Origin of the sequence: Corynebacterium rouxii, assembly GCF_902702935.1 — a bacterium.
GTDB lineage: Bacteria > Actinomycetota > Actinomycetes > Mycobacteriales > Mycobacteriaceae > Corynebacterium > Corynebacterium rouxii.
The window spans coordinates 471,058-491,883 of the sequence record NZ_LR738855.1 but is presented as its reverse complement, the minus strand read 5'-3'; the positions used below and the strand labels follow the sequence as shown (position 1 = coordinate 491,883).

Annotated in this window: 21 protein-coding genes and 1 pseudogene; 6 read left to right on the top strand and 16 right to left on the bottom strand. The window is 55.2% G+C overall.

Annotated features, from left to right (window positions below; genetic code table 11):
• Positions 1-127: 127 nt before the first annotated feature.
• From CIP100161_RS02595 to CIP100161_RS12630, 6 genes and pseudogenes are all read left to right on the top strand, one after another.
• Positions 128-1,750 (top strand): ABC transporter substrate-binding protein, encoded by a 1,623-nt coding sequence (locus tag CIP100161_RS02595; protein WP_155871666.1) that lies wholly within the window; start codon positions 128-130, stop codon positions 1,748-1,750.
• 239 nt (positions 1,751-1,989) lie between these two features.
• Positions 1,990-2,955, top strand: a complete 966-nt coding sequence (locus tag CIP100161_RS02590; protein ID WP_155871664.1) for an ABC transporter permease — start codon at positions 1,990-1,992, stop codon at positions 2,953-2,955.
• Positions 2,955-4,943 carry a dipeptide/oligopeptide/nickel ABC transporter permease/ATP-binding protein gene (locus CIP100161_RS02585; RefSeq protein WP_155871662.1) on the top strand — a complete coding sequence of 663 codons (1,989 nt, stop codon included), beginning with the start codon at positions 2,955-2,957 and terminating at the stop codon, positions 4,941-4,943. Before CIP100161_RS02590 ends, CIP100161_RS02585 begins: the two co-directional genes overlap by 1 nt.
• A 5-nt stretch (positions 4,944-4,948) precedes the next feature.
• Positions 4,949-5,782 carry an ABC transporter ATP-binding protein gene (locus tag CIP100161_RS02580; protein WP_155871660.1) on the top strand — a complete coding sequence of 278 codons (834 nt, stop codon included), beginning with the start codon at positions 4,949-4,951 and terminating at the stop codon, positions 5,780-5,782.
• Positions 5,783-5,815: 33 nt separating this feature from the next.
• Entirely contained in the window at positions 5,816-6,736 is a 921-nt protein-coding gene (locus CIP100161_RS02575) for a dihydrodipicolinate synthase family protein (protein WP_155871658.1), read from the top strand.
• Positions 6,737-7,144: 408 nt separating this feature from the next.
• Positions 7,145-7,728, top strand: a pseudogene (locus tag CIP100161_RS12630) (ThiF family adenylyltransferase); the annotation flags it as partial.
• Between the two features lie 91 nt (positions 7,729-7,819).
• On the opposite strand, the gene CIP100161_RS02560 reads toward CIP100161_RS12630, so the two are convergent.
• The 16 genes from CIP100161_RS02560 to rplB all read right to left on the bottom strand — a co-directional run bounded on the left by CIP100161_RS02560 (position 7,820) and on the right by rplB (position 20,822).
• Positions 7,820-8,848, bottom strand: coding sequence for an asparaginase (locus CIP100161_RS02560; RefSeq protein WP_155871656.1), 1,029 nt, complete (start codon positions 8,846-8,848; stop codon positions 7,820-7,822).
• Positions 8,849-8,925: 77 nt separating this feature from the next.
• Positions 8,926-10,302 (bottom strand): L-serine ammonia-lyase, encoded by a 1,377-nt coding sequence (locus tag CIP100161_RS02555; protein WP_155871654.1) that lies wholly within the window; start codon positions 10,300-10,302, stop codon positions 8,926-8,928.
• Positions 10,303-10,326: 24 nt separating this feature from the next.
• On the bottom strand, positions 10,327-11,670 hold the full coding sequence (locus CIP100161_RS02550) for an aromatic amino acid transport family protein (protein ID WP_155871652.1): 1,344 nt from the start codon (positions 11,668-11,670) through the stop codon (positions 10,327-10,329).
• A gap of 678 nt (positions 11,671-12,348) precedes the next feature.
• Positions 12,349-12,912, bottom strand: coding sequence for a 50S ribosomal protein L5 (gene rplE / locus CIP100161_RS02545; protein ID WP_004566766.1), 564 nt, complete (start codon positions 12,910-12,912; stop codon positions 12,349-12,351).
• Positions 12,913-12,914: 2 nt separating this feature from the next.
• The gene (gene rplX, locus CIP100161_RS02540; protein WP_155871650.1) at positions 12,915-13,229 is read right to left on the bottom strand and encodes a 50S ribosomal protein L24; all 315 of its coding nucleotides are present in this window, start codon (positions 13,227-13,229) and stop codon (positions 12,915-12,917) included.
• A 2-nt stretch (positions 13,230-13,231) separates the two neighbouring features.
• Complete coding sequence (rplN, locus tag CIP100161_RS02535; protein WP_004566763.1) at positions 13,232-13,600, bottom strand: 50S ribosomal protein L14; 369 nt, start codon at positions 13,598-13,600, stop codon at positions 13,232-13,234.
• Between the two features lie 195 nt (positions 13,601-13,795).
• Positions 13,796-15,106, bottom strand: a complete 1,311-nt coding sequence (locus CIP100161_RS02530; RefSeq protein ID WP_155871648.1) for an ABC transporter permease — start codon at positions 15,104-15,106, stop codon at positions 13,796-13,798.
• Positions 15,103-15,819 carry an ABC transporter ATP-binding protein gene (locus CIP100161_RS02525; protein ID WP_155871646.1) on the bottom strand — a complete coding sequence of 239 codons (717 nt, stop codon included), beginning with the start codon at positions 15,817-15,819 and terminating at the stop codon, positions 15,103-15,105. Before CIP100161_RS02525 ends, CIP100161_RS02530 begins: the two co-directional genes overlap by 4 nt.
• A 16-nt stretch (positions 15,820-15,835) precedes the next feature.
• A complete protein-coding gene (locus CIP100161_RS02520) occupies positions 15,836-17,473 on the bottom strand; it encodes an HlyD family efflux transporter periplasmic adaptor subunit (protein WP_155871644.1) in 1,638 nt (545 codons plus the stop codon).
• 168 nt (positions 17,474-17,641) lie between these two features.
• Complete coding sequence (gene rpsQ / locus CIP100161_RS02515; RefSeq protein ID WP_088267199.1) at positions 17,642-17,920, bottom strand: 30S ribosomal protein S17; 279 nt, start codon at positions 17,918-17,920, stop codon at positions 17,642-17,644.
• A gap of 2 nt (positions 17,921-17,922) precedes the next feature.
• Positions 17,923-18,153 (bottom strand): 50S ribosomal protein L29, encoded by a 231-nt coding sequence (rpmC, locus tag CIP100161_RS02510; protein WP_004566751.1) that lies wholly within the window; start codon positions 18,151-18,153, stop codon positions 17,923-17,925.
• Positions 18,153-18,569, bottom strand: coding sequence for a 50S ribosomal protein L16 (gene rplP / locus CIP100161_RS02505; RefSeq protein ID WP_004566732.1), 417 nt, complete (start codon positions 18,567-18,569; stop codon positions 18,153-18,155). The genes rpmC and rplP overlap by 1 nt, the downstream gene beginning before the upstream one ends.
• 3 nt (positions 18,570-18,572) lie before the next feature.
• Positions 18,573-19,319: a 30S ribosomal protein S3 gene (rpsC, locus tag CIP100161_RS02500; RefSeq protein WP_014302912.1), complete on the bottom strand. Its 747-nt coding sequence runs from the start codon at positions 19,317-19,319 to the stop codon at positions 18,573-18,575.
• On the bottom strand, positions 19,319-19,681 hold the full coding sequence (gene rplV, locus CIP100161_RS02495) for a 50S ribosomal protein L22 (RefSeq protein ID WP_004566729.1): 363 nt from the start codon (positions 19,679-19,681) through the stop codon (positions 19,319-19,321). The genes rpsC and rplV overlap by 1 nt, the downstream gene beginning before the upstream one ends.
• A gap of 3 nt (positions 19,682-19,684) precedes the next feature.
• Complete coding sequence (rpsS, locus tag CIP100161_RS02490) at positions 19,685-19,963, bottom strand: 30S ribosomal protein S19 (RefSeq protein WP_004566728.1); 279 nt, start codon at positions 19,961-19,963, stop codon at positions 19,685-19,687.
• Between the two features lie 16 nt (positions 19,964-19,979).
• A complete protein-coding gene (rplB, locus tag CIP100161_RS02485) occupies positions 19,980-20,822 on the bottom strand; it encodes a 50S ribosomal protein L2 (protein ID WP_155871642.1) in 843 nt (280 codons plus the stop codon).
• Positions 20,823-20,826 lie beyond the last annotated feature (4 nt).

Here is a 20,826-nt window from a genome sequence, read left to right as displayed (position 1 = left end):
AATGCTCGATCCGTGGCTTTCAGGTGTGATGTTAACACATTTTCACCCCTGACATCAGACGTCTGATGTAGGATGCTTTGTAGATCGACCGTCGATGCTAATTCCTCACTTGGGAAAGGAAACTCCTATGAGCATGGATTCACAGCGCCGCTACTCTCGCCGCGATTTCTTCAAGATCTCCGGCGCAGTCGGACTCGCAGCAGGCTTCGCCGCCACCCTCTCGGCGTGTGCCCCCGATAACAGCGGTTCTTCCGCATCCGGCAGCCAAGCAGCAGCCGGCTCCGCCAATAACGATGGCACCATTAACGCAGCAATCTCTTATGAATTGGGCACCAATGGCTATGACCCAATGTCCACCACTGCCGCACTGACGGTTGCTGCCAACTGGCACACTCTCGAAGGCCTGACCGAAATTGACCCAGCAACCGGCGAGACTTACGCAGCTTTGGCTAAGGAAATGCCAAAGGCTAACGGCACTGAGGTTGAGGTCACGCTTCGCGACGGCGCCAAGTTCCACGATGGCAGCGCAGTCACCGCCGATGACGTTGTCTTTTCCTTCGAGCGCGTTTTGGACAAGGCCAACAAGAGCCTGTACGCCTCCTTCATTCCGTTCATCACCAGCGTAGAGAAGAAGGACGACAAGACCGTCATCTTCAAGCTCTCCACCGAGACGGGCGTTTTTGCTAGCCGCCTTGCAGTTGTCAAGATCGTTCCTAAGGCAGCCGTCGAAAAGGATGCTGACGCATTCTCCGCTAACCCAATCGGTTCCGGCCCTTACAAGATGACCGACAACGGCGGTACCTCTAAGACCGTGAAGTTCGAGCGTTTCGAGGATTACAACGGCCCTAAGCCAGCTCGCGCAAAGAACATGGTTTGGCAGATCATCCCAGATGCTTCCACCCGTACCAATGCCTTGCAGTCCAAGTCCGTCCAGGCAATCGACTCGGTTCCTTACCTCTCCATCGACCAGCTCAAGGGCACCCACACTGTGGAATCCGTCCAGGGCTTCGGCTTGTTGTTCGCGATGTTCAACAACGACAAGTCCAACCCATTTAGCGACTTGAAGAACCGCCAAGCATTCCTCTATGGCATCGACATAGACAAGGTCATCAAGACCGCTCTGCTCGGCCAGGCAACCGCACCTACCTCCTTCCTCCACAAGGAGCACCCTCAGTACCACGAGGCCAAGGTTGTCTACTCGCACGATGCAGAAAAGGCAAAGGCTTTGTTCAAGGAGACTGGCCTTACCAAGCTGCGCATGCTGTGCACCGACCACGACTGGGTTAAGAAGTGCACCCCCTTGATTCAGGAATCCCTCACCGCTTTGGGCATTCAGGTCGACTTCACCGAGAAGAAGTCCTCGGATGTTTACAACACCATCGACGGCAAGCCGGAGGCTTACGACGTTGTGATCGCACCTGGCGACCCATCCGTATTCGGCACCGACCCTGACCTGCTCATGCGCTGGTGGTACTCCGGAGACACTTGGACCGATACTCGTATGCACTGGAAGGGCACCGAAGCTTACACCAAGCTTCAAGAGGTCCTCGACGCAGGTCTTACAACTACCAGCGAGTCCGAGCAGAAGAGCAAGTGGCACGAGGCTCTCGACATCATCTCCGAGAACGTTCCTCTCTACCCGCTGTTCCACCGCAAGGCACCGACCGCATGGGATGCAAGCACGTTGGTTGACTTTAAGCCGATCTCCCTGACCGGCCTGAGCTTCTCGGGTGTTGGCACCACTCAGTAGCACACAATCTTCCCCCTGGCTCCCAATCTTTTCCACACATCGCCTAGATAGGGCACTAGGGGGAACCCGCCACCTCTCACCTCTTTGCCGGTGGCATAAATAGCACGGCCACCGGCAAACATTTTTCGTCCAGCAAGCGCTGAATAAGATATCCCAACCCCCTCAATTGGTTGCACGCAATGTACGTGGTTCAGCGACCTTAGCTGCAGATAACAGTTCCGATAGTCAGGATTACGCACATGTCTAACCTCCTTCGTCTGATTGGTAGGCGCCTCGTCGCGTTGCCGATCATGATTCTCGGTGTGACGTTCCTCGTATTCTTCATCATGTCCTTCAGCCCCGCCGACCCAGCCCGTTTGGCCCTCGGTGAAACAGCATCGCTTGAAGCTCTCGAAGAGTACCGGGAATCCCACGGCCTCAACGATCCCCTCCTTGTCCGTTATTTCCACTTCCTCGGCGACATGTTGCACGGCGACTTGGGCACCACCACCGGTAACACCCCCGTCACCGACGTTGTAGCCCGCGCATTCCCTATCACCTTGCAGCTGACCATGTGGGGCCTGCTCATCGCAGTTGTGTTCGCTCTCATCTTCGGCGTTATCGCAGCCTTGTACCGTGATCGCTGGCCTGACCAGGTCATCCGTGTCGTTTCTATCGCAGCGCTTGCAACTCCTTCCTTCTGGTTGGCTATCTTGCTCATCCAGTGGTTGGGCACCATCCCCGGCGCGTGGGGCCTATTCCCTGCCCTTGTCACCGGCTGGACCAAGATGACGGAAAACCCCCAGATCTACTTCAACAACATCTTCCTTCCGGCATTCGCCCTCGGCGTTCCGGTTGCCGGCTCGTTGACTCGTGTTGTGCGTACAGCCATGGTGGAAGAGCTCGATAAGGACTATGTCCGTACCGCAATTGGTTCGGGTATCCCGAAGTCAGAAGTTATTTCTCGAAATGTTTTGCGCAATGCTTTGATTACCCCCATTACGGTTCTCGGCCTCCGCGTCGGCTACCTCATGGGTGGCGCCGTGATCATCGAAATCATCTTCAACATCCAGGCTATGGGTCAGCTGATCCTCGACGGTGTGACGCGTAACGACGTCTTCCTCGTCCAGGGCGTAACACTTACCGTGGCCGTGGCCTTCATCATCATTAACATCATCGTTGACATGCTGTACGTGCTCGTCAACCCACGCATCAGGAGCATCTAATGCGACGCAACCTGACAGAAAACCTCGAAACCAAAGCAGGCCACCGTTTTACCGGTCTTAAGTCCCTGCCTGTAGCCTCTAAGATCGCTTTGATCTTCCTCGCTCTCATCGCTGCAATAGCTATCTTTGCGCCATTGATCTCCAGCTATGACCCTCTCGCATCTTCTACCCCAGTTCAGCCGCCAAGTGGTGAGCACTGGTTCGGTACTGACGCCATCGGTCGTGACATTTTTGCTCGCGTCGCCTTCGGCGCCCGTTCCTCCCTCGTCATCGGCTTGTGCGCTACCGCAGCAGCTCTCGCAGCTGCCGCTGTTCTCGGTTCCGTTGCTGCTACTGGCGGCAAGGTTGTCTCCGAAGTTTTGATGCGCATTTTGGACATCATTATGTCCTTCCCAGGCATCGCTTTGGCAGCCGTGTTCGTCGCAGTGTTCGGCACCTCGCTTCCTGTGCTGGTGTTTGCCATCGGCTTCCTGTACGTCCCACAGTTGTCTCGTGTGGTTCGCGCTAATATCTTGAGCGAGTTTGGCGAGGACTACGTTGCTGCCGCCAAGGTGATGGGCGCTCGTATCCCTCACATCCTCCTCAAGCACGTTGCACGCAATACAATTGCTCCTATCGCCGTGTTCGCTACCGTGCTGGTTGCAGACGCTATCGTCTTCGAAGCTTCCTTGTCCTTCATTAACGCTGGTGTGAAGCCACCAGAGCCTTCATGGGGCAACATCTTGGCCGACGGCAAGCAGCTTCTGCTCTCCGGTGCATGGTGGCCTACGTTCTTCCCAGGTTTGATGATTCTGCTGACAGTGCTCGCTTTGAACATTCTGTCCGAGGGCCTGACCGATGCCATGGCTTCGCCTCGTATCAAGCGCACCGCAGCTGTTTCCGACAATGATCCTACGATCGACAAGCGCAACACCTTGGGTCATACCACTGAGGAAGAAGCCGCCAAGGCTTTGAACACTTCGCTGGCTAAGCTGCGTGATGCGGAAATGTCGGAGGATCGTCGCCTAAACTACACCCGCGGCGAAGAACCTCTGATCGTGGTCAAGGACCTCAGCATCGCGTTCCCGAACGCTCACGGCGATGTCAAGATCGTGGACAAAGTCAACTTCACCGTCGCACCAGGCGAAACCATGGGTCTAGTTGGCGAGTCCGGTTGTGGTAAGTCCTTGATCGCTATGACCATCATGGGTCTGTTGCCTCCAACCGCTGTTATCACCGGTGAGATCCTCTACGGCGGCAAGAACCTGTTGGAAATGTCCGCTGACGAGCGCAACGCACTGCGCGGCCACGACATGGCCATGATCTACCAGGATGCACTCAGTTCCTTGAACCCCTCGATGCTGATTAGCACCCAGCTCAACCAGCTGATTCGCCGTGGCGGCAAACGCACCGCAGAAGAGCTCATGGAGCTTGTGGGCTTGGATCCAGTTCGTACCCTGAAGTCTTACCCTCACGAGCTTTCCGGTGGCCAACGCCAGCGCGTACTCATCGCTATGGCGTTGACCCGCAATCCTCGCTTGCTCATTGCCGACGAGCCCACCACGGCTCTCGACGTCACCGTGCAACACCAAGTGGTGGATCTGCTCAACGAGCTGCGCGAAAAGCTCGGCTTCTCTATGATCTTCGTCAGCCACGACCTTGCGCTGGTTGCTAAGCTCGCGCACAAGATCACCGTCATGTACGCAGGTCAGGTTGTCGAGCAGGGCCACACCCGCGAGCTACTTGCCGATCCACACCACGAATACACCCGCGGCCTCCTCGGCGCTGTGCTGTCCATCGAATCCGGCGCATCTCGCCTCTACCAGGTGCCTGGTACGGTTCCAAGCCCTCGTGAGTTTGTTGCTGGCGACCGCTTCGCACCGCGTTCTAGCCACCCACAGCTTGGCCTCAACCAGAAGCCAGTCATGCGTGCTATCGACGGAACGTCCACCCACCGCTGGGCTGCTACCGATGAGCTCCTAGCAGCGATGCAGAGCAAAGGAGAATAGTCATCATGTCGAACCATGTGAAACAGTCTCGAGAACGTCTCACCGGACGCAGCTCCGATGTCCCCCTAATTGAGCTCAAAGACGTCAACGTTATTCACAAGACTCGTACCGGCAAACTGTTTCGCCCCGATACGGTTCACGCCAACAAGAACGTGAACTTCCACGTCGATCGTGGCGAGGTCGTGGGCATTGTGGGCGAATCCGGCTGCGGTAAGTCCACGTTGGCCCGCGTGATGGTTGGTCTGCAAAAGCCAACCAGCGGCGAAGTATTCTTCAATGGAACCAAGATGACCGGCAGCGGCCATCAGCGCAAGGAGCTCGGCCGTGCGATCTCCGTGGTGTTCCAAGACCCAGCTACCGCTTTGAACCCTCGTATGACGGTGAAGGAACAGCTCCTTGATCCGCTGCGCGTGCACAAGATCGGCACCGAGGCAGAACGCCTTACCCGCGTGCAGGTGTTGTTAAGCCTCGTTGGTTTGCCACAATCGGCGCTCGACGTGCTGCCTCGTCAGATTTCTGGTGGTCAGCGCCAGCGTGTTGCTATTGCTCGTGCGTTAGCGCTCGAACCTGATCTCATCATCGCCGACGAGCCCACCTCCGCATTGGATGTCTCCGTTCGCGCTCAGGTGCTCAACCTGCTCTCTGACCTGCGCACTGAGCTGGGCCTCGGCTTGGTTTTCATCTCCCACGACATCAACACTGTTCGTTACATCTCAGACCGCATGTGCGTTATGTATAAAGGTGAGATTTTGGAAGAGCAACCTACTGAGCAGCTCTTTGCCGCCCCTAAGACGGATTACACTCGCACGTTGCTCGCAGCTACCCCGTCATTCCTCTAAAACTTACGCTTTTTTGAAAGGATTTTTCCTATCATGTCTTCCATCGTTAAGGGAATCATCCCACCAGTACTCACCCCCATGAAGTCCGATCGCAGCATCGATTTCGAAGCTCTCGAGCGCCTCGTTGAGCACCTCATCGCCGGTGGCGTTGACGGCCTGTTCGCTCTGGGTTCTTCCGGCGAGGTTGCCTTCTTGTCTGACGAAGACCGCGCAACTGTCATCCGCGAAATTGTCCGTATCGCAGCTGGTCGTGTGCCTGTCTACGCGGGCGTGATCGATATGCAGGTCAACCGCATGCTAGGCCACATCAAGGCTGCCGAGGAGGCCGGTGTAGACGCTATCGTAGCCACCGCCCCCTTCTACGCTATCTGTGGACCTGCAGAGGTCGAGTCTCACTTCCGCGCAGTTGCCGCAGTAACGTCGCTTCCTGTTATCGCTTACGATATCCCCGTGTGCGTACACACTAAGCTCTCCCCTGAGCTGCTGGTCAAGTTGGGTTCCGAGGGTGTTCTGGCAGGCGTTAAGGATTCCTCTGGCGACGACGTCTCCTTCCGCCGCCTTGTCATGCTGAACAAGAAGGCAGGTTCCCCACTAACCCTGCTCACCGGCCACGAGGCAGTAGTCGACGGCGCATTCATCGCAGGTGCCGACGGCTGTGTCCCAGGTCTTGGCAACGTCGATCCCGCCGGCTACGTCCGCATGTGGAAGGCTGCAGAGGCCGGCGACTGGGCTACCGTCCAGAAGGAACAAGATCGCCTCGCTGCCCTGTTCGAGATCGTCTTCCAGCCTATCGGCAAGGTTGGCCCAGCAGCAGGTGTCGGGTCCTTCAAGACCGCCCTCGAGCTCATGGGTATCTTCTCCTCGAACCTGATGTCCATGCCATTGGCACCTATCGACGACGCCCCGTCCCGCGATGCAATCGCTGAAATCTTAAAGGCCACCGAGGTCCTCTAAAAATCCTTTTTCCCTCCCTACTTGTCACTTTCACGATAAGCAAGGGAGGGTTTTGGTTATCCACTATATGAAGTGCCCTAGGTTTTGTTCCTAAGCATTTTGGAATAAGGGTCTTGAGTCTGTTGATACTGTGGTTGCAAGCCGTTGTGTCGCCGGAATCCATGCAGATAAAACCTTTGTTATGACTCTTCTAGGACCACAGGGGCGGGTGCCGAGATGGGATTGCGGTGCTTGATCCACTTATTTCTCATATCATGAACCTCAACAACACCATCATTGTTGTTCTCATTCCGGCCCCGACCCTGATTATGTTCAAGCACAAGTTTTTGCCGATGCGATGAAAACCCAGGTTCCTATTTGGAATGAACAGCTTATGTCAGATGGGTCTACCCAGTGGGTCGGTGTGTAATGTCCTTAGCGAATAATCCACGTTATTCACGGCAGGTTTCGCTCACACGTTAAAAAATGCCCATGTGTTATGCATCGGAGCTGGTGGTTTAGGTTCACCGGTTGCACTTTATCTCGCAGCAGCGGGAGTTGGCCACATTACGATTATTGATGCCGCCATAGTAGATATTTCTAATTTGCAAAGGCAAATCGTTCATTCAAGTAATTGCATTGGGCAACCAAAGGTGGAATCAGCTGCTCAGCGCTTGAAGGATCTCAATCCTGAATGCGAAGTCACAACGATCAACGATCGTTTTTCTTGGCCTGATTCCTTGGAGATTACTTGCGGAGTGGATGTGCTTATCGTATGAAGATGTGTTCCCCTATCCTCCACTTCCTGGAGACGTGCCTAATTGCGCTGAGTCAGGAGTTGTCGGATCTGCTATGGCATTAGAAGCCATTAAGGTGATTACAGGTGTAGGCACTCCCCCTTTTTTGGATCTATCGGGTATTGTGATAGCTTCAGTGGCCAATGGGAGTACATTCCTGTTTCTGCGGGTCAGAGCACTAAAAGAATAGTGGCTTCCGAGCCGCCTCGCCATATAGAATCCGCTCGGCGCGGGCATGCATTCCGCTTTCCCGCGCCGGCGTTAAAGACCTTGTGAGCCTATCAGGTGGCTACAACCAATGGAGTGCCTAAAACAGCGTCTTCGGTTCAGTCTTCGTTGCTAATGCGCAGGCCAGTAGGATTCGTGACTGCCCGGCGCGCAGGATGTCTGCACCAATCACGCCTTTGGCGGCAAGTGTTGCGCCACCGCCGGCACCGCCGTAGGTGCCTTCAACGCGGCCGGCGTCGACACGCGTGGACATCACTACGGGGATTTTCTTGTCCAAGGCGTCGGAGATAGCGAGGGCGATGTCACCGCCTACGTTGCCGGCACCCATGCCTTCGATGACGAGGGCTTTGGCGCCGCTGGCGAGGGAGGCGTCGACAAGCGCGCGAGGTGCGCCTGGGTAGGCGGCGATGATGTCAACGCGCTGGTGTTCTAGGGGTTTGTAGGCTAATGCTGCAGGACGGGTGAGTTCGTTGTCGGCGTTGCTATCAAATCCGTCCACGCTATTGGCGTTGGATTTGTAGGCGCCACGGGCACGAAGTGTCTTTTCACCGAAGGCAATAAACACGCCTTTGCCGCGGTTTTCGGGGGCGGTAGCGGTGCGAACTGCCAACAAGAGGTTGGCGGGGCCGTCGGTTTTGGGGTCATCGAAAGGCAGCATGGAGCCGGTGAATACGACGGGCACGTCGGAGTCGAGGAAGGTGTCAACGGCGATGGCGGATTCTTCCATGGAGTCGGTGCCGTGGGTGACAATCACACCGGTCACGCCATCTTCTTTGACAGCTTTGAGTACTTCGGTGATGATCATGTCGGTGTCTTTGAGTGTCATTGCCGAGGAGTCGAGCTGGGATACCTGACGAACATCGATACTGAGTTTGTCTTTGTCAAAGGTGTCGTAGACCCCTGCGACCAGATCTTCTCCGGAGACAGTGGGCACCAATGCCCCATCCACGTTGGTGCATGCGATGGTGCCGCCGGTTCCGAGAACGATGAGGTGGCCGGTGGCGTCGTTACGCACACCTGCGCTGCCGGCTTTGTTGCTGCATGCCTGCACCGCACCAGCCACGGAGGCGAGAGCGCATGCGCCGAGGAAACTTCTGCGTGAAATCATAAAGAATACTCCTTGGATATGGGATATGGGAAAGCTGCCGACCACCTCGGTTGAGGTAATCGGCAGCCAGGGTTTTATCAGCTACACGGCATAAGTCGTGGCATCAAGACTTTAGCGAGACCACCAAGAGACGTCTCACGGTACTTGGAGTCCATGTCCTTGCCGGTCTGGTACATCGTCTGGATAACTTGGTCCAGCGATACCGTTGGGGTAGATCCTCGCTGCAGCGACATATTTGCCGCATTAACTGAGGTCACCGCCGCAATCGCATTGCGCTCAATGCAGGGCACCTGCACTTGGCCGCAGACCGGATCACATGTAAGACCAAGATTGTGCTCCATTGCGATCTCTGCTGCTGCGAAAGCTTGGGCAGGGGTTGCACCCATGAGCTGGGCGATACCAGCCGCTGCCATAGAGCAGGCCACACCGACCTCGCCTTGACAACCGACCTCAGCACCGGATATGGAGGCGTTCTTCTTGTACAACGCACCCACCACGCCGCAGGTCAGCAGGTAGTCGATGACGTCTTGCTCGCTCACAGGCTTGACCAAACTGTCCCAGTAAGACAGCACTGCGGGAAGAACACCACACGCACCGTTTGTGGGCGAGGTGACTACGCGACCACCGGAGGCGTTTTCCTCGTTTACGGCCATGGCGAACATGTTAAGCCAGCTCATCATGCGTAGTGGTTCGTTTTCGCTGGTGGCCTCGAGGCGTTCACGAAGAGCCTTGGCACGGCGTGGTACTCGCAAATCGCCTGGCAGGATTCCTTCTGCTGAAGAGCCGCGCTCAATGCCGCTTTGCATGACTTTCCATACCTTAGCCAGGTGTTCGCGCACGGCTTCTTCGCCGTTGGCGGCGACCTCGTTACGCCATGCGAACTCTGGGATGCTCATGCCTTCGCGGTCGCAGTGTGCGAGCACTTCTTCGGCGGTGTTGTAGGGGAACGGCACAACAGCGGTGTCTTCGACAGGTTGGCCAAAGTGCTCTTTGTCGACGATAAATCCGCCGCCGATGGAGAAATATGCCTTGGTCAACAACACCTCATCGCCTTCGAAGGCGGTGATGGTCATGCCGTTTTCGTGCAGTTGTAGGCAGGTGTTGTGGAAGACGATGCCTTCGGTTCGACTGAAGTCCACCGTCTTCTTCCCGCCTGCTAGTGCAAGGCGCTGCAAGGAAGCGACGATTTCAAGAAACCCTGGCATAGCGTCGATGTCGACGGTTTCTGGCTCAAATCCAGCCAAGCCCATGATGATGGCTTTGTCGGTAGCATGGCCGATGCCGGTCAGCGACAGCGAGCCGTAGACGTCGGCACGCACGCGGGTGACTCGATCAAGCAGGTCGCGCTCTTCAAGCGTATCGACGAACGCCTTGCCAGCCTTCATAGGGCCAAGAGTGTGAGAACTCGATGGGCCGATACCAATCTTGAACATATCAAAGCAGCTGATGAACATAATGTATGCTCCTTAACCCGAACTCTAGAAAGCCTGGACGATGCTGTAAACGATGGTGCACAGTGCCAACAGGCCCATGCCGAAGACTAAGTAGTTCGAAATACGACCACGGTACTTAGCCAATGCTGGAACCTTATGGATGGCGTACATAGGCATCAGGAAGAGCAGGATGGCGATGGTAGGACCACACATCGTCTCGATCATTCCGAGGATGGATGGGTTCAGCCATGCCACCAGCCAAGAAGAGATCAGCATGAAGGCAAGGGTGCCCAGCACCAGCGCACGGCTTTGAGTATCAACAGTCTTGCCCTTAGAAGCAGCGCCCGAGGCAATCAAACCTTGGAAACCTTCAGCAGCACCGAGGTAGTGGCCAAGGAAGGACTTTGCCACGGCGATCATGGCGATGATAGGAGCAGCCCACTGGATCACAGGGCTATCAAAGTGGTTAGCCAAGTAGGACAAGATGGTGATGTTTTGCTCTTTAGCTGCAGCGAGATCCGCTGGCGACAAGCTCAATGCGCAAGAGAACACGAAGAACATAACCACAACAACCATCAAAATCTGGGCGACGGTAAGGATGCGGCCGGTCTTGTAATCAGCCCACTGACCGTACTCGGCACGCTTTTCCTGAGCGAAGGAGGAAATAATTGGCGAGTGGTTGAAGGAGAACACCATCACTGGAACAAGCAGCAACAGGGTAACCCAGATGCTGTGACCGGAAGCCTCAGCAGACGTACGCAGATCAAAGGTCTGGAACAGTGCGGTATTCCACTTGGGAATCAAGTAAATCGAAAGCACAACCAAAATGGCGATGAAGGGGAATACCAGGACCGACATAGCCTTGACGATCACGCTGCGGCCGAGGCTGACCACGAAGATGAGTCCGCCGACCAAAATGAGCGACATCAGCCAACGTGGCAGTGGGGTGATTCCCAGCTGGTGCTCCAAGAAGGAGTTCACGGTGTTGGTGATGGTCACCGAGTAGACCAACAAGATCGGGTAAACCGACAAGAAGTACAGCACGGTGATAAAAGCGCCGGCCTTGTTGCCAAAGTGCTCATCGACGACGTCTGTTAGGTCTGCGTCTTCCTTGGATGCAGACAGGATGAAGCGAGTAAGACCTCGGTGTGCCCAGTGTGCCATCGGGTATGCCACGACGGCCATGACGATCATGGGGATGATTCCGCCGATACCGGCGTTGATGGGGAGGAACAATACACCCGCACCGATGGCTGTGCCGAAGAGGCTCAAGCTCCATACGGTGTCGGATTTACGCCAAGAAGGCGCGCTAGATGAGGCAGGTGATTCTGATGGTGCTACACCATCGCGGACCCCAGCAGATGCTGAGTGGGAAACAATCTGAGACACGATAGTTCTTCCGTTCTCTCTCGAAGCACAAACCAACGACCTTGAGTAGAAAACGGCAGTTCATCCCACCATTTCCAACATAAACCCACATTGCAAGCAATTTTTCACCCCCGCTAAAGCGGTGAAGAATGTATATAAATATCACTTTCAAATGAGCAGTGATACTCATTACAAACCGAGTTTCAATGTCCTTGGCATTACACAAAGGAGCGTAACCGATTTCTCATGTTGCGGGAAAGTTGGAAGCCCTAGTTTGTAGTGTAATTAGAATCACTTTGCCTTTTATGAATCGTTTTGAATCACATTTAATAACAAACAATCCCTATAACCACTGGTCATATGGCATTTATTTTCTTCGATCACATTTATTCAATACATTCAAATTCATAATAATAGTTTCTATAGCGCCATTGAAGTTGTAGATTTAGGTCACCAATTCCGACTATCAATTAATAGACAGTTTTAATAACTAGTTAAATTCAACCTCCTATTTGATTGAAATATCAATGCAATTTACATGCAAAATACGCAAGTTTTGCATGTAAATTGATACCCCCTAGCCTATGTACCTCCATTGGGTACCCCCGTACGTATAGCGTTCCCGCCCCAGAAAACGACTTAGATACAAGAAAACCCCCTTCCGAAAAAGGGGGTTTTCAAGTTACAGCTACAAACTAATTAGGCGTCAGCCTTCTTGAATGGGAAGCCGAGCTCGCGAAGCAGTGCGCGGCCTTCCTCGTTGTTGGTAGCGGTAGTAACGACGGTGATGTCCATACCGCGTGGGCGGTCGATCTTGTCAACGTCGATTTCGTAGAACATGGTCTGCTCGGAGAGGCCGAAGGTATAGTTGCCGTGGCCATCGAACTGCTGATCGGACAGGCCGCGGAAGTCACGAATACGTGGCAGTGCGACGGTCAGCAGACGGTCCAAGAACTCCCACATGCGGTCGCCACGAAGGGTAACGCGAGCGCCGATTGGCATGCCCTCACGGAGCTTGAAGTTAGCGATGGACTTCTTGGCACGGCGAAGCTCTGGCTTCTGACCGGTGATCAAGGTGAGGTCCTCGAGTGCGCCGTTGATCAGCTTGGAGTCACGAGCAGCGTCGCCGACACCCATGTTGACAACAACCTTGACAACACCAGGGATCTGCATGACGTTCTCGTAGGAGAACTCATCGTTGAGCTTGGTGCGGATCTCTTCGCGGTAGCGGGTCTTCAGACGTGGAGTGTAGTTCTCGCTCATGATTAGATGTCCTTCCCGTTACGACGCGAGATACGGACCTTCTTGCCGTTCTCATCGAAGCGGTAGCCAACGCGGGTTGGGTTACCGTCGGAATCCAAAACCATGACGTTAGAAACGTGGATTGGAGCTTCCTGGGTCACGATTCCGCCAGACTCAGCGCCGCGCTCTGGAGCAGAGTTAGCAACGTGCTTCTTGATGCGGTTAACGCCCTCAACCAAGATCTTCTCGGTCTTTGGGAAAGCCTTGATGACCTTACCCTTAGCGCCCTTGTCTGGTCCGGAGATCACGAGAACCATATCGCCCTTGTGGATCTTCATAACTAGATCACCTCCGGTGCGAGAGAAACGATCTTCATGAACTTCTTGTCACGAAGCTCACGAGCAACTGGGCCGAAGATACGGGTGCCACGTGGCTCGTTGTCGTTCTTGATCAAAACAGCAGCGTTTTCATCGAACTTGATGTAGGAGCCGTCTGGACGACGGGTTTCCTTCTTAGCGCGGACGATAACAGCCTTAACGACTTCGCCAGCTTTAACGTTGCCACCTGGGGTAGCTTCCTTGACGGTAGCGACGATAACGTCGCCAATGCCAGCAAAGCGTCGGGTAGAGCCACCGAGAACGCGGATGCACAGAATCTCTCGTGCACCGGTGTTATCGGCAACCCGCAGACGCGATTCCTGCTGAATCACTATGGGTCTCCTGACCTGGATTGAATGTGTGGCAGATTTCCGAACTGACACACGCGGTCTATGTACATGAGGCCAGCACTCTTCAACGAACAAATGTCGAGGGGTCTCGATCGCTGTGTCCGGAAACTAACACACTAACAATCGACCAATGCAGGCAACCTGAACATTTAACCACAACCCCACCCCACTTCTCAACTATTCATAGCGAAGCGCCTCAATGGGGTTGAGCTTGGCGGCTTTGCCCGCGGGGTAAGAACCAAAGAAGAGACCAATAGCTAAGGAGAACACCAAAGAAATCACGATGCCGCTAATCGGTGGGAAAACAAATTCTCCCATCAATTTAGCACCGAGCATTCCCAATGCTCCGCCAAATATCACGCCCAGCAGACCACCCATCAGGCACACGATCATGGCCTCAACGACAAACTGCACGCGGATGTCACGGCGCGTTGCACCCAGCGCTTTGCGCACACCGATTTCGCGGGTGCGCTCCGTCACGGTGATCAGCATGATGTTCATAACACCGATACCGCCAACCAGCAACGAGATTCCACCGATTGCCGCAATAGCCGCGCTAATCGACGTCAAGATCTTGTTCACCGATGCCAAATCCTGCTTCTGATCTGTCACCTTGGCTTTGTAATCTGTATTTTCTTGATAGCGCTCATCAAAAAATTCCTGTAATCGCTTTTTCACCTGAGCGTCATGTTCATCCCGTTCTGATTGCGAACCTCCTGTGGGGGTTGCAAGGCGAATGCTAATTCCAGGAAACGCGCCCGATATTTCTGCGACCTTTTCTTCTGAGGGATACGGAACCAAAACCTCGAGCTGGTCATCGGTAAGACTCAACAGGCCCTTTTTCTCTTCGGGCTTCTTTGTCACTCCCACGATCTGAAAATCTGCAGTACCAAAGTCGGTTTCTACCGTCACGCTGTTGCCCAGCGCTGCAGCAGGATCGCCACCGTAGAAAGAACTTGCAAGCTTTTCAGGAACAACAGCCACCGGACGGTCACCGTCAATGTCCTCATCGGTGATTTCTCTTCCCCACCCGATTTTCACGTCTTTAATACGCTGGAAATCAACATTGATTCCTCGGACAAGGCCTTTCAGCTCTTTACTGGCATCGAGGTCTGTAGTCGTGGTTGCCGGTGTTCCGTCATATCCACCGACTTGGATCTCGGAGATATCTGGTCCAAATTGTGAGCGAAGGTCCTCGATCATTTCAGGCGTAATCAAAGCGTCGGGTTCGGTCACGGGAGGGCCAAAGTAAAAGCCTTCTGGTTCGGGTTCGCCTTCGGGGGTTCGCTCACGAACATCAACGTTGTAGTCGTTGATACCAATGCCTTCCAAACCGCTTGTGGTTTGGGTTTTCAGCGCGTGCCCCAGAGTCAAGATGGAAATAACGGAGGCGATGCCGATGATCACGCCCAGCAGCGTTAGCGCTGATCGCATCTTGTTGGTGCGTAGGCTTCCGAGGGCTAAAGAAATTGATTCAAAAATGCTCATCGTTGCCCCGTCATATGTAACTGGAAGAAGCCTTCATCAACGAACATACCGTCACGCATGGTGGCTACCCGCGTGGTTTCAGCAGCTAGCTCGGGGTTGTGAGTGATAAACACAATCGTTTTCCCATGCTCTTGATTAAGCGTATGAAACAGATCCATCACTACCCTGCCGGTAGCAGTATCAAGGGCACCCGTGGGCTCGTCGGCAAGCAAAAGGTGCGGGTCGTTGGCCAGCGCGCGCGCGATGGCTACGCGTTGTTTCTGACCACCGGAGAGCTCATTAGGCTGGTGGTGCATGCGATCGGCCATACCGACGAGCTCCAACAGTTCTTCTGCCCGCTCTTGCCGTTCTTTACGATTCACACCGGCGTACATCATGGGCAGCTCGACGTTTTTCAGGGCGTCGATACGCCCGATGAGGTTGAAGTTCTGAAACACAAACCCAATGCTCTTACTGCGGTAGCGCGAAAGCTCGTCATCGTTACTCTCTAGAACATTCACGCCGTTAAATAGGTAGCTGCCGGCGGTTGGGCGGTCGAGAAGCCCCACGATATTCATCAACGTGGACTTACCCGAGCCAGACGTACCCACCACGGAAACAAACTCGCCCTCCGTGACGTCGAAATCGCAGCCATGCAGCACCTGCAATTCACCGGGTTGCCCGATGTTAAAGCGCTTAACAATCCCGCGCATCTTGATCAGTTGCTCTGACATTGCACTGACCTCCGCACTAGCGCTTGTCGACGGACACCGAAGCACCCTCATAATTCTTATACAGGTCAGGAGCCTTAATCACGAGGTCTTGAGCCTTGAGATCCTTCGATTCCACAGTGGTCTCAAAGTCATTGCCCTTACCAAGAGTCACTGCCACCTTCTTAAGAACCTTCGAGCCTTCGTCAGAACCGTCGATGGCAAGCACATAAGAAGTGCCTCCTTCTTCAAACACGGCTTCCTTCGGAACAGCTAGTCCAGGCTTTGACTTAATGGTTACAATCTTGGCTTTGCCGGAGCCACCCAATAGCAGGCCTTCGCGGTCACCAGATACCGTGATCTCGATCGGGAACTGGGCCTTCTTGGTTTTTTGCTCCGGTGCCCCAGCGTTAGATTCTGCAACGGTCGATACCGCACTCACGCGGCCTTTGAACTGTTTAGTTCCGGTAGCCGGAGTGGTAAAGGAAACCTCGTTGCCTACCTTGATTTTCGCAACGTCCGCCTCCGACACCGTGCCACGCACCAGCATGTCTGTATCGTCTGCGATGGTCAGCAACGCACCTTCTACAGGCTTGCCTACTTGACCAGTCACAGACGTCACCACGCCACGAATCGGAGCTCGTACCGATGCCTCACCGATAGAAAGCTCCAACTTACGGTTCGACACTGCTGCAACCGCGTTACCCGCATCCGCTGCCCGAATCGCCTGATCCACGGCCTGGCTTTGAGTAGCCAACTGGTTGTTCGCCTGCAAACGTGCAGTTTCGAGGCCGCGGGCGGCATCGTTACGCGCAGCGAAAGCCTTCGCCACAGCACGCTGCTGCGTTGCCAACGACTGATCCACCTTGACCAAGGCGTCTTCATAGTTCTTTTGCTCACGGTTCAACGCATCCCACGCCTGACGAGCGCGATTCACACTATCGACGGCTGCAATCCCCTGCTCAATAGCCTGGGTATTTAACCCTGGGGCCTGCTGTGCCTGCAGCTTCTGGGCTGTAGCAGTAGCGTTCTCCGATGCACCGTTCAGTGCAGTGCCTAAGGCACCGAAACTAGCGCGAACAGCATCGAGCGATGCGGTTTCTACACCATCACGCGCAGAATTCAGCGCAGTAGCCTGCGTCTTCAGTGCGTCATCAATACCTGCATCACGGTTATGCAGGGAATCCTCAAAAAGCTTCTTTGCCTCTGCGTAGTCATGATCTGCAGCATGCAATGCATTCTCAGCTCCATTGACCTCGCCATTGAGACCTTGATCCAACGCATCCCATGCCTGTTGGTACTGCAATTGGGCCTGTTCCACAGCCGCCATCAACTGCGCATAATTCTGGGCCTGCTGCGCATAGTTAGCGTTCAGCTCACCGCGCTCGTTATCCGTATTAATCTGAGCCAACACCTGGCCTGTCTCGATACGGTCGCCCACTTTTACGTTCAAGGCCTCCACTGGACCCGTCAGCTTGGACGCCAACACCACGTCACGCTTGGGGCCAAGCGTGCCAGAAAGGTTAATCGACTGTGAAACTTCCTTCTTTTCCACCACTACGTAGTCGCTAGCTCCAACCACCGGATCGCTAGATCCTGCTGTGAGAAAGTAAGTAGCTCCGCCGCCGAGTGCCACCAGCGCCGCTATGGATGCGGGGATAACAATTTTTTTAACCACGTGTGCGTCTTGTCCTTTTATTTAAAAAGCGAGGTGAGGGCATCAATTCAGTTCCAAAAAGTATAACACTGTTCATCAAGACGAACGTGGTGGCATAGCAAAACCCCAGACTCACCATAATGGCAGGTCTGGGGTTCTTGTCTGTCTCAGTGACAGTGGGGCAGCAAATTACTTTGCCTTCTCCACGATCTCAACGAGACGGAAGTGCTTGTCCTTAGACAGTGGGCGGGTCTCTTCGATGCGAACGAGGTCACCGATGCCGGCGATTTCCTTCTCATCGTGAGCCTTGACCTTCGAGTTGGTACGAATGGTCTTGCCGTACTTTGCGTGGGACTTGCGGTCCTCGAGCTCGACGACGATGGTCTTCTGCATCTTGTCAGAAACCACGTAGCCGGTGCGGACCTTGCGTGCGCCCTTTTCCTTGTTGTTCACGTTTGCCTCACTCATGTTTAAGCCTCAGCTCCCGGAACCTCGGACAGGCCCAGCTCACGCTCGCGAATAACCGTGTAGATGCGGGCGATGTCGCGCTTGACCGTGCGAAGGCGGCGGTTGTTGGTCAGCTGACCGGTTGCGGCCTGGAATCGCAGGTTGAACAGCTCTTCCTTAGCCTCGGTCAGACGGGTCTTAAGCTCCTCGGCGTTCAGCTCGCGAAGCTCGTGTGCGGGGGTACCGTTAGCCATTAGAACTGGTCCTCCTTCTTAACGATACGAACCTTGCAAGGGAGCTTCTGGCCTGCACGACGCAGCGCTTCAAGAGCAACTTCCTCGTTAGGGAAGCTCATCTCGAAGAGGATGCGACCTGGCTTGACGTTGGCAACCCACTTCTCAACTGGACCCTTACCGGAACCCATACGAACGCCGAGTGGCTTCTGGGTCAACGGACGGTCCGGGAAGATGTTGATCCACACTTTGCCACCACGCTTGACGTGGCGGTTAATGGCAATACGTGCAGATTCGATCTGACGGTTGGTGATGTAGGCAGGCTCGAGAGCCTGGATGCCATAGTCACCGAAAGTGATGCGGTTACCGCCCTTAGAAACGCCGCTACGGTGAGGGCGGTGCTGACGACGGTACTTTACGCGCTTAGGGATAAGCATTTCTTAGCCCTCCTGCTTCTGCTCAGAGCGCTGACGACGCTGACCGCCACGACGTGGACGTCCGTTGCGGTCGCCGCGGCCGCGACGCTCTGCTGGTGCGTTGATCTCGCTCTCACGACGACCACCGACAACATCACCCTTGTAGATCCACACCTTAACGCCAATGCGGCCGAAGGTGGTGTGAGCCTCGTAGGTGCCGTAGTCGATCTCGGCGCGGAGGGTGTGAAGTGGAACGCGACCCTCGTGGTAGCGCTCGGTGCGGGACATCTCGGCACCGCCAAGACGACCGGAGCACACAACCTTGATGCCCTTGACCTGTGGCTGACGCATAGCGCCCTGGATTGCCTTGCGCATTGCACGGCGGAATGCCACACGGTTGGTCAGCTGCTCGGCGATGGACTGTGCCACCAGCTGAGCGTTTGCATCAATGTTCTTGACCTCGAGGATGTTGAGGGCGACCTGCTTGCCGGTGAGCTTCTCCAGCTCGGTGCGGAGGCGGTCAGCCTCAGAGCCGCGGCGGCCGATCACGATGCCCGGGCGGGCGGTGTGAATGTCGACGCGAACGCGCTCACGGGTGCGCTCGATGACAACATCGGCGATACCTGCACGGTCGAGGGTCTTTACCAAGTACTCACGAACACGGATGTCTTCAGCGAGGTACTCAGCGTAGTTCTTGTCGGCGTACCAGTGGGACTTCCAGTCGGAAGTGATGCCCAGACGTAGGCCGTGAGGATGGATTTTCTGGCCCACTACTTGGCCCCTTCCTTCTGGCTCTCAACCACGATGGTGATGTGGCTGGTGCGCTTGCGGATCTGGAAAGCACGACCCTGAGCGCGTGGACTGAAACGACGCATGGTTGGGCCCTCGTCGGCGAATGCCTCGGAGACAACCAGGGAGCGGCGATCCAAGCCGAAGTTGTTCTCAGCGTTAGCTGCAGCAGAAGCTACAACCTTTGCTACTGGCTCGGAAGCTGCCTGTGGGGCGTACTTCAGAATTGCGAGTGCTTCCTCAACGGACTTGCCGCGGACCAAATCGATCACGCGACGTGCCTTCATTGGGGAGACACGGACGAAGCGCGCGGTTGCGCGTGCGGAGGTGATTGCTTCACTCATCGCTTATCGACGTCCCTTCTTGTCGTCCTTGATGTGACCCTTGAAGGTCTTGGTTGGAGCAAACTCACCAAGCTTGTGGCCGACCATGGAGTCGTCCACGAACACTGGAACGTGCTTGCGACCGTCGTGAACGGCGAAGGTGTGTCCAATGAAGTCTGGGAGAATGGTGGAACGGCGGGACCAGGTCTTGATGACCTGCTTGGTGCCCTTTTCGTTCTGAGCGTCGACCTTGTTGAGGAGGTGCTCATCGACGAACGGGCCCTTCTTTAGGCTGCGTGGCATCTAAGTTTTCCTCCTCTTAGCGCTTCTTGCTCTTGTTCGTGCGGCGGCGCTGCACGATCATATTGTTGCTGTAACGGTTAGGGTTACGGGTGCGGCCTTCCTTCTTGCCCCATGGGGAAACAGGATGACGACCACCAGAGGTCTTACCTTCACCACCACCGTGTGGGTGGTCGACCGGGTTCATAACGACACCACGGACGGTTGGGCGAACGCCCTTCCAGCGCATACGGCCAGCCTTGCCCCAGCGGATGTTGATCTGGTCAGCGTTGCCGACCTCACCAACGGTTGCGCGGCAGCGGATGTCGACGCGGCGGATTTCGGAGGAAGGCATACGCAGAACTGCGTACTTGCCAGCCTTACCGAGCAACTGGATGGAAGCACCAGCGGAACGAGCCAGCTTTGCACCTGCACCTGGCTTGAGCTCTACGCAGTGGATGGTGGTACCGGCTGGGATGTTACGCAGTGGGAGGTTGTTGCCAACCTTGATGTCTGCGTTAGCACCGGACTCGATCATCTGACCCTGCTGGAGGCCCTTAGGAGCAATGATGTAGCGCTTCTCGCCGTCCACGTAGTGGAGCAGCGCGATGTTAGCGGTACGGTTTGGGTCGTACTCGATGTGAGCGACCTTAGCTGGGATGCCGTCCTTGTCGTTACGACGGAAGTCGATCAGACGGTACTGGCGCTTGTGTCCACCACCCTTGTGGCGAACGGTGATGTGGCCGTGTACGTTACGGCCACCCTTCTTAGGAAGGGGGCGTACCAAAGACTTTTCCGGAGTCGAGCGAGTGATCTCCTCGAACATGGAAACGGAGCTCTGGCGGCGACCCGGGGTTGTCGGCTTGTACTTACGAATAGCCATAATG

Excerpts from the sequence above, each read along its gene's own strand:
- rpsS (WP_004566728.1), bottom strand. The coding sequence starts at position 19,963 with ATGCCACGCAGCCTAAAGAAGGGCCCGTTCGTCGATGAGCACCTCCTC.
- CIP100161_RS02560 (WP_155871656.1), bottom strand. The coding sequence starts at position 8,848 with ATGATTTCACGCAGAAGTTTCCTCGGCGCATGCGCTCTCGCCTCCGTG.
- CIP100161_RS02590 (WP_155871664.1), top strand. The coding sequence starts at position 1,990 with ATGTCTAACCTCCTTCGTCTGATTGGTAGGCGCCTCGTCGCGTTGCCG.
- CIP100161_RS02595 (WP_155871666.1), top strand. The coding sequence starts at position 128 with ATGAGCATGGATTCACAGCGCCGCTACTCTCGCCGCGATTTCTTCAAG.
- rpmC (WP_004566751.1), bottom strand. The coding sequence starts at position 18,153 with ATGGCTAACGGTACCCCCGCACACGAGCTTCGCGAGCTGAACGCCGAG.
- CIP100161_RS02530 (WP_155871648.1), bottom strand. The coding sequence starts at position 15,106 with ATGAGCATTTTTGAATCAATTTCTTTAGCCCTCGGAAGCCTACGCACC.
- CIP100161_RS02555 (WP_155871654.1), bottom strand. The coding sequence starts at position 10,302 with ATGTTCATCAGCTGCTTTGATATGTTCAAGATTGGTATCGGCCCATCG.
- rplE (WP_004566766.1), bottom strand. The coding sequence starts at position 12,912 with ATGAGCGAGAACTACACTCCACGTCTGAAGACCCGCTACCGCGAAGAG.
- rplP (WP_004566732.1), bottom strand. The coding sequence starts at position 18,569 with ATGCTTATCCCTAAGCGCGTAAAGTACCGTCGTCAGCACCGCCCTCAC.
- rpsQ (WP_088267199.1), bottom strand. The coding sequence starts at position 17,920 with ATGAGTGAGGCAAACGTGAACAACAAGGAAAAGGGCGCACGCAAGGTC.
- rplX (WP_155871650.1), bottom strand. The coding sequence starts at position 13,229 with ATGAAGATCCACAAGGGCGATATGGTTCTCGTGATCTCCGGACCAGAC.
- CIP100161_RS02580 (WP_155871660.1), top strand. The coding sequence starts at position 4,949 with ATGTCGAACCATGTGAAACAGTCTCGAGAACGTCTCACCGGACGCAGC.
- rplV (WP_004566729.1), bottom strand. The coding sequence starts at position 19,681 with ATGAGTGAAGCAATCACCTCCGCACGCGCAACCGCGCGCTTCGTCCGT.
- CIP100161_RS02575 (WP_155871658.1), top strand. The coding sequence starts at position 5,816 with ATGTCTTCCATCGTTAAGGGAATCATCCCACCAGTACTCACCCCCATG.
- CIP100161_RS02585 (WP_155871662.1), top strand. The coding sequence starts at position 2,955 with ATGCGACGCAACCTGACAGAAAACCTCGAAACCAAAGCAGGCCACCGT.
- rplB (WP_155871642.1), bottom strand. The coding sequence starts at position 20,822 with ATGGCTATTCGTAAGTACAAGCCGACAACCCCGGGTCGCCGCCAGAGC.
- CIP100161_RS02525 (WP_155871646.1), bottom strand. The coding sequence starts at position 15,819 with ATGTCAGAGCAACTGATCAAGATGCGCGGGATTGTTAAGCGCTTTAAC.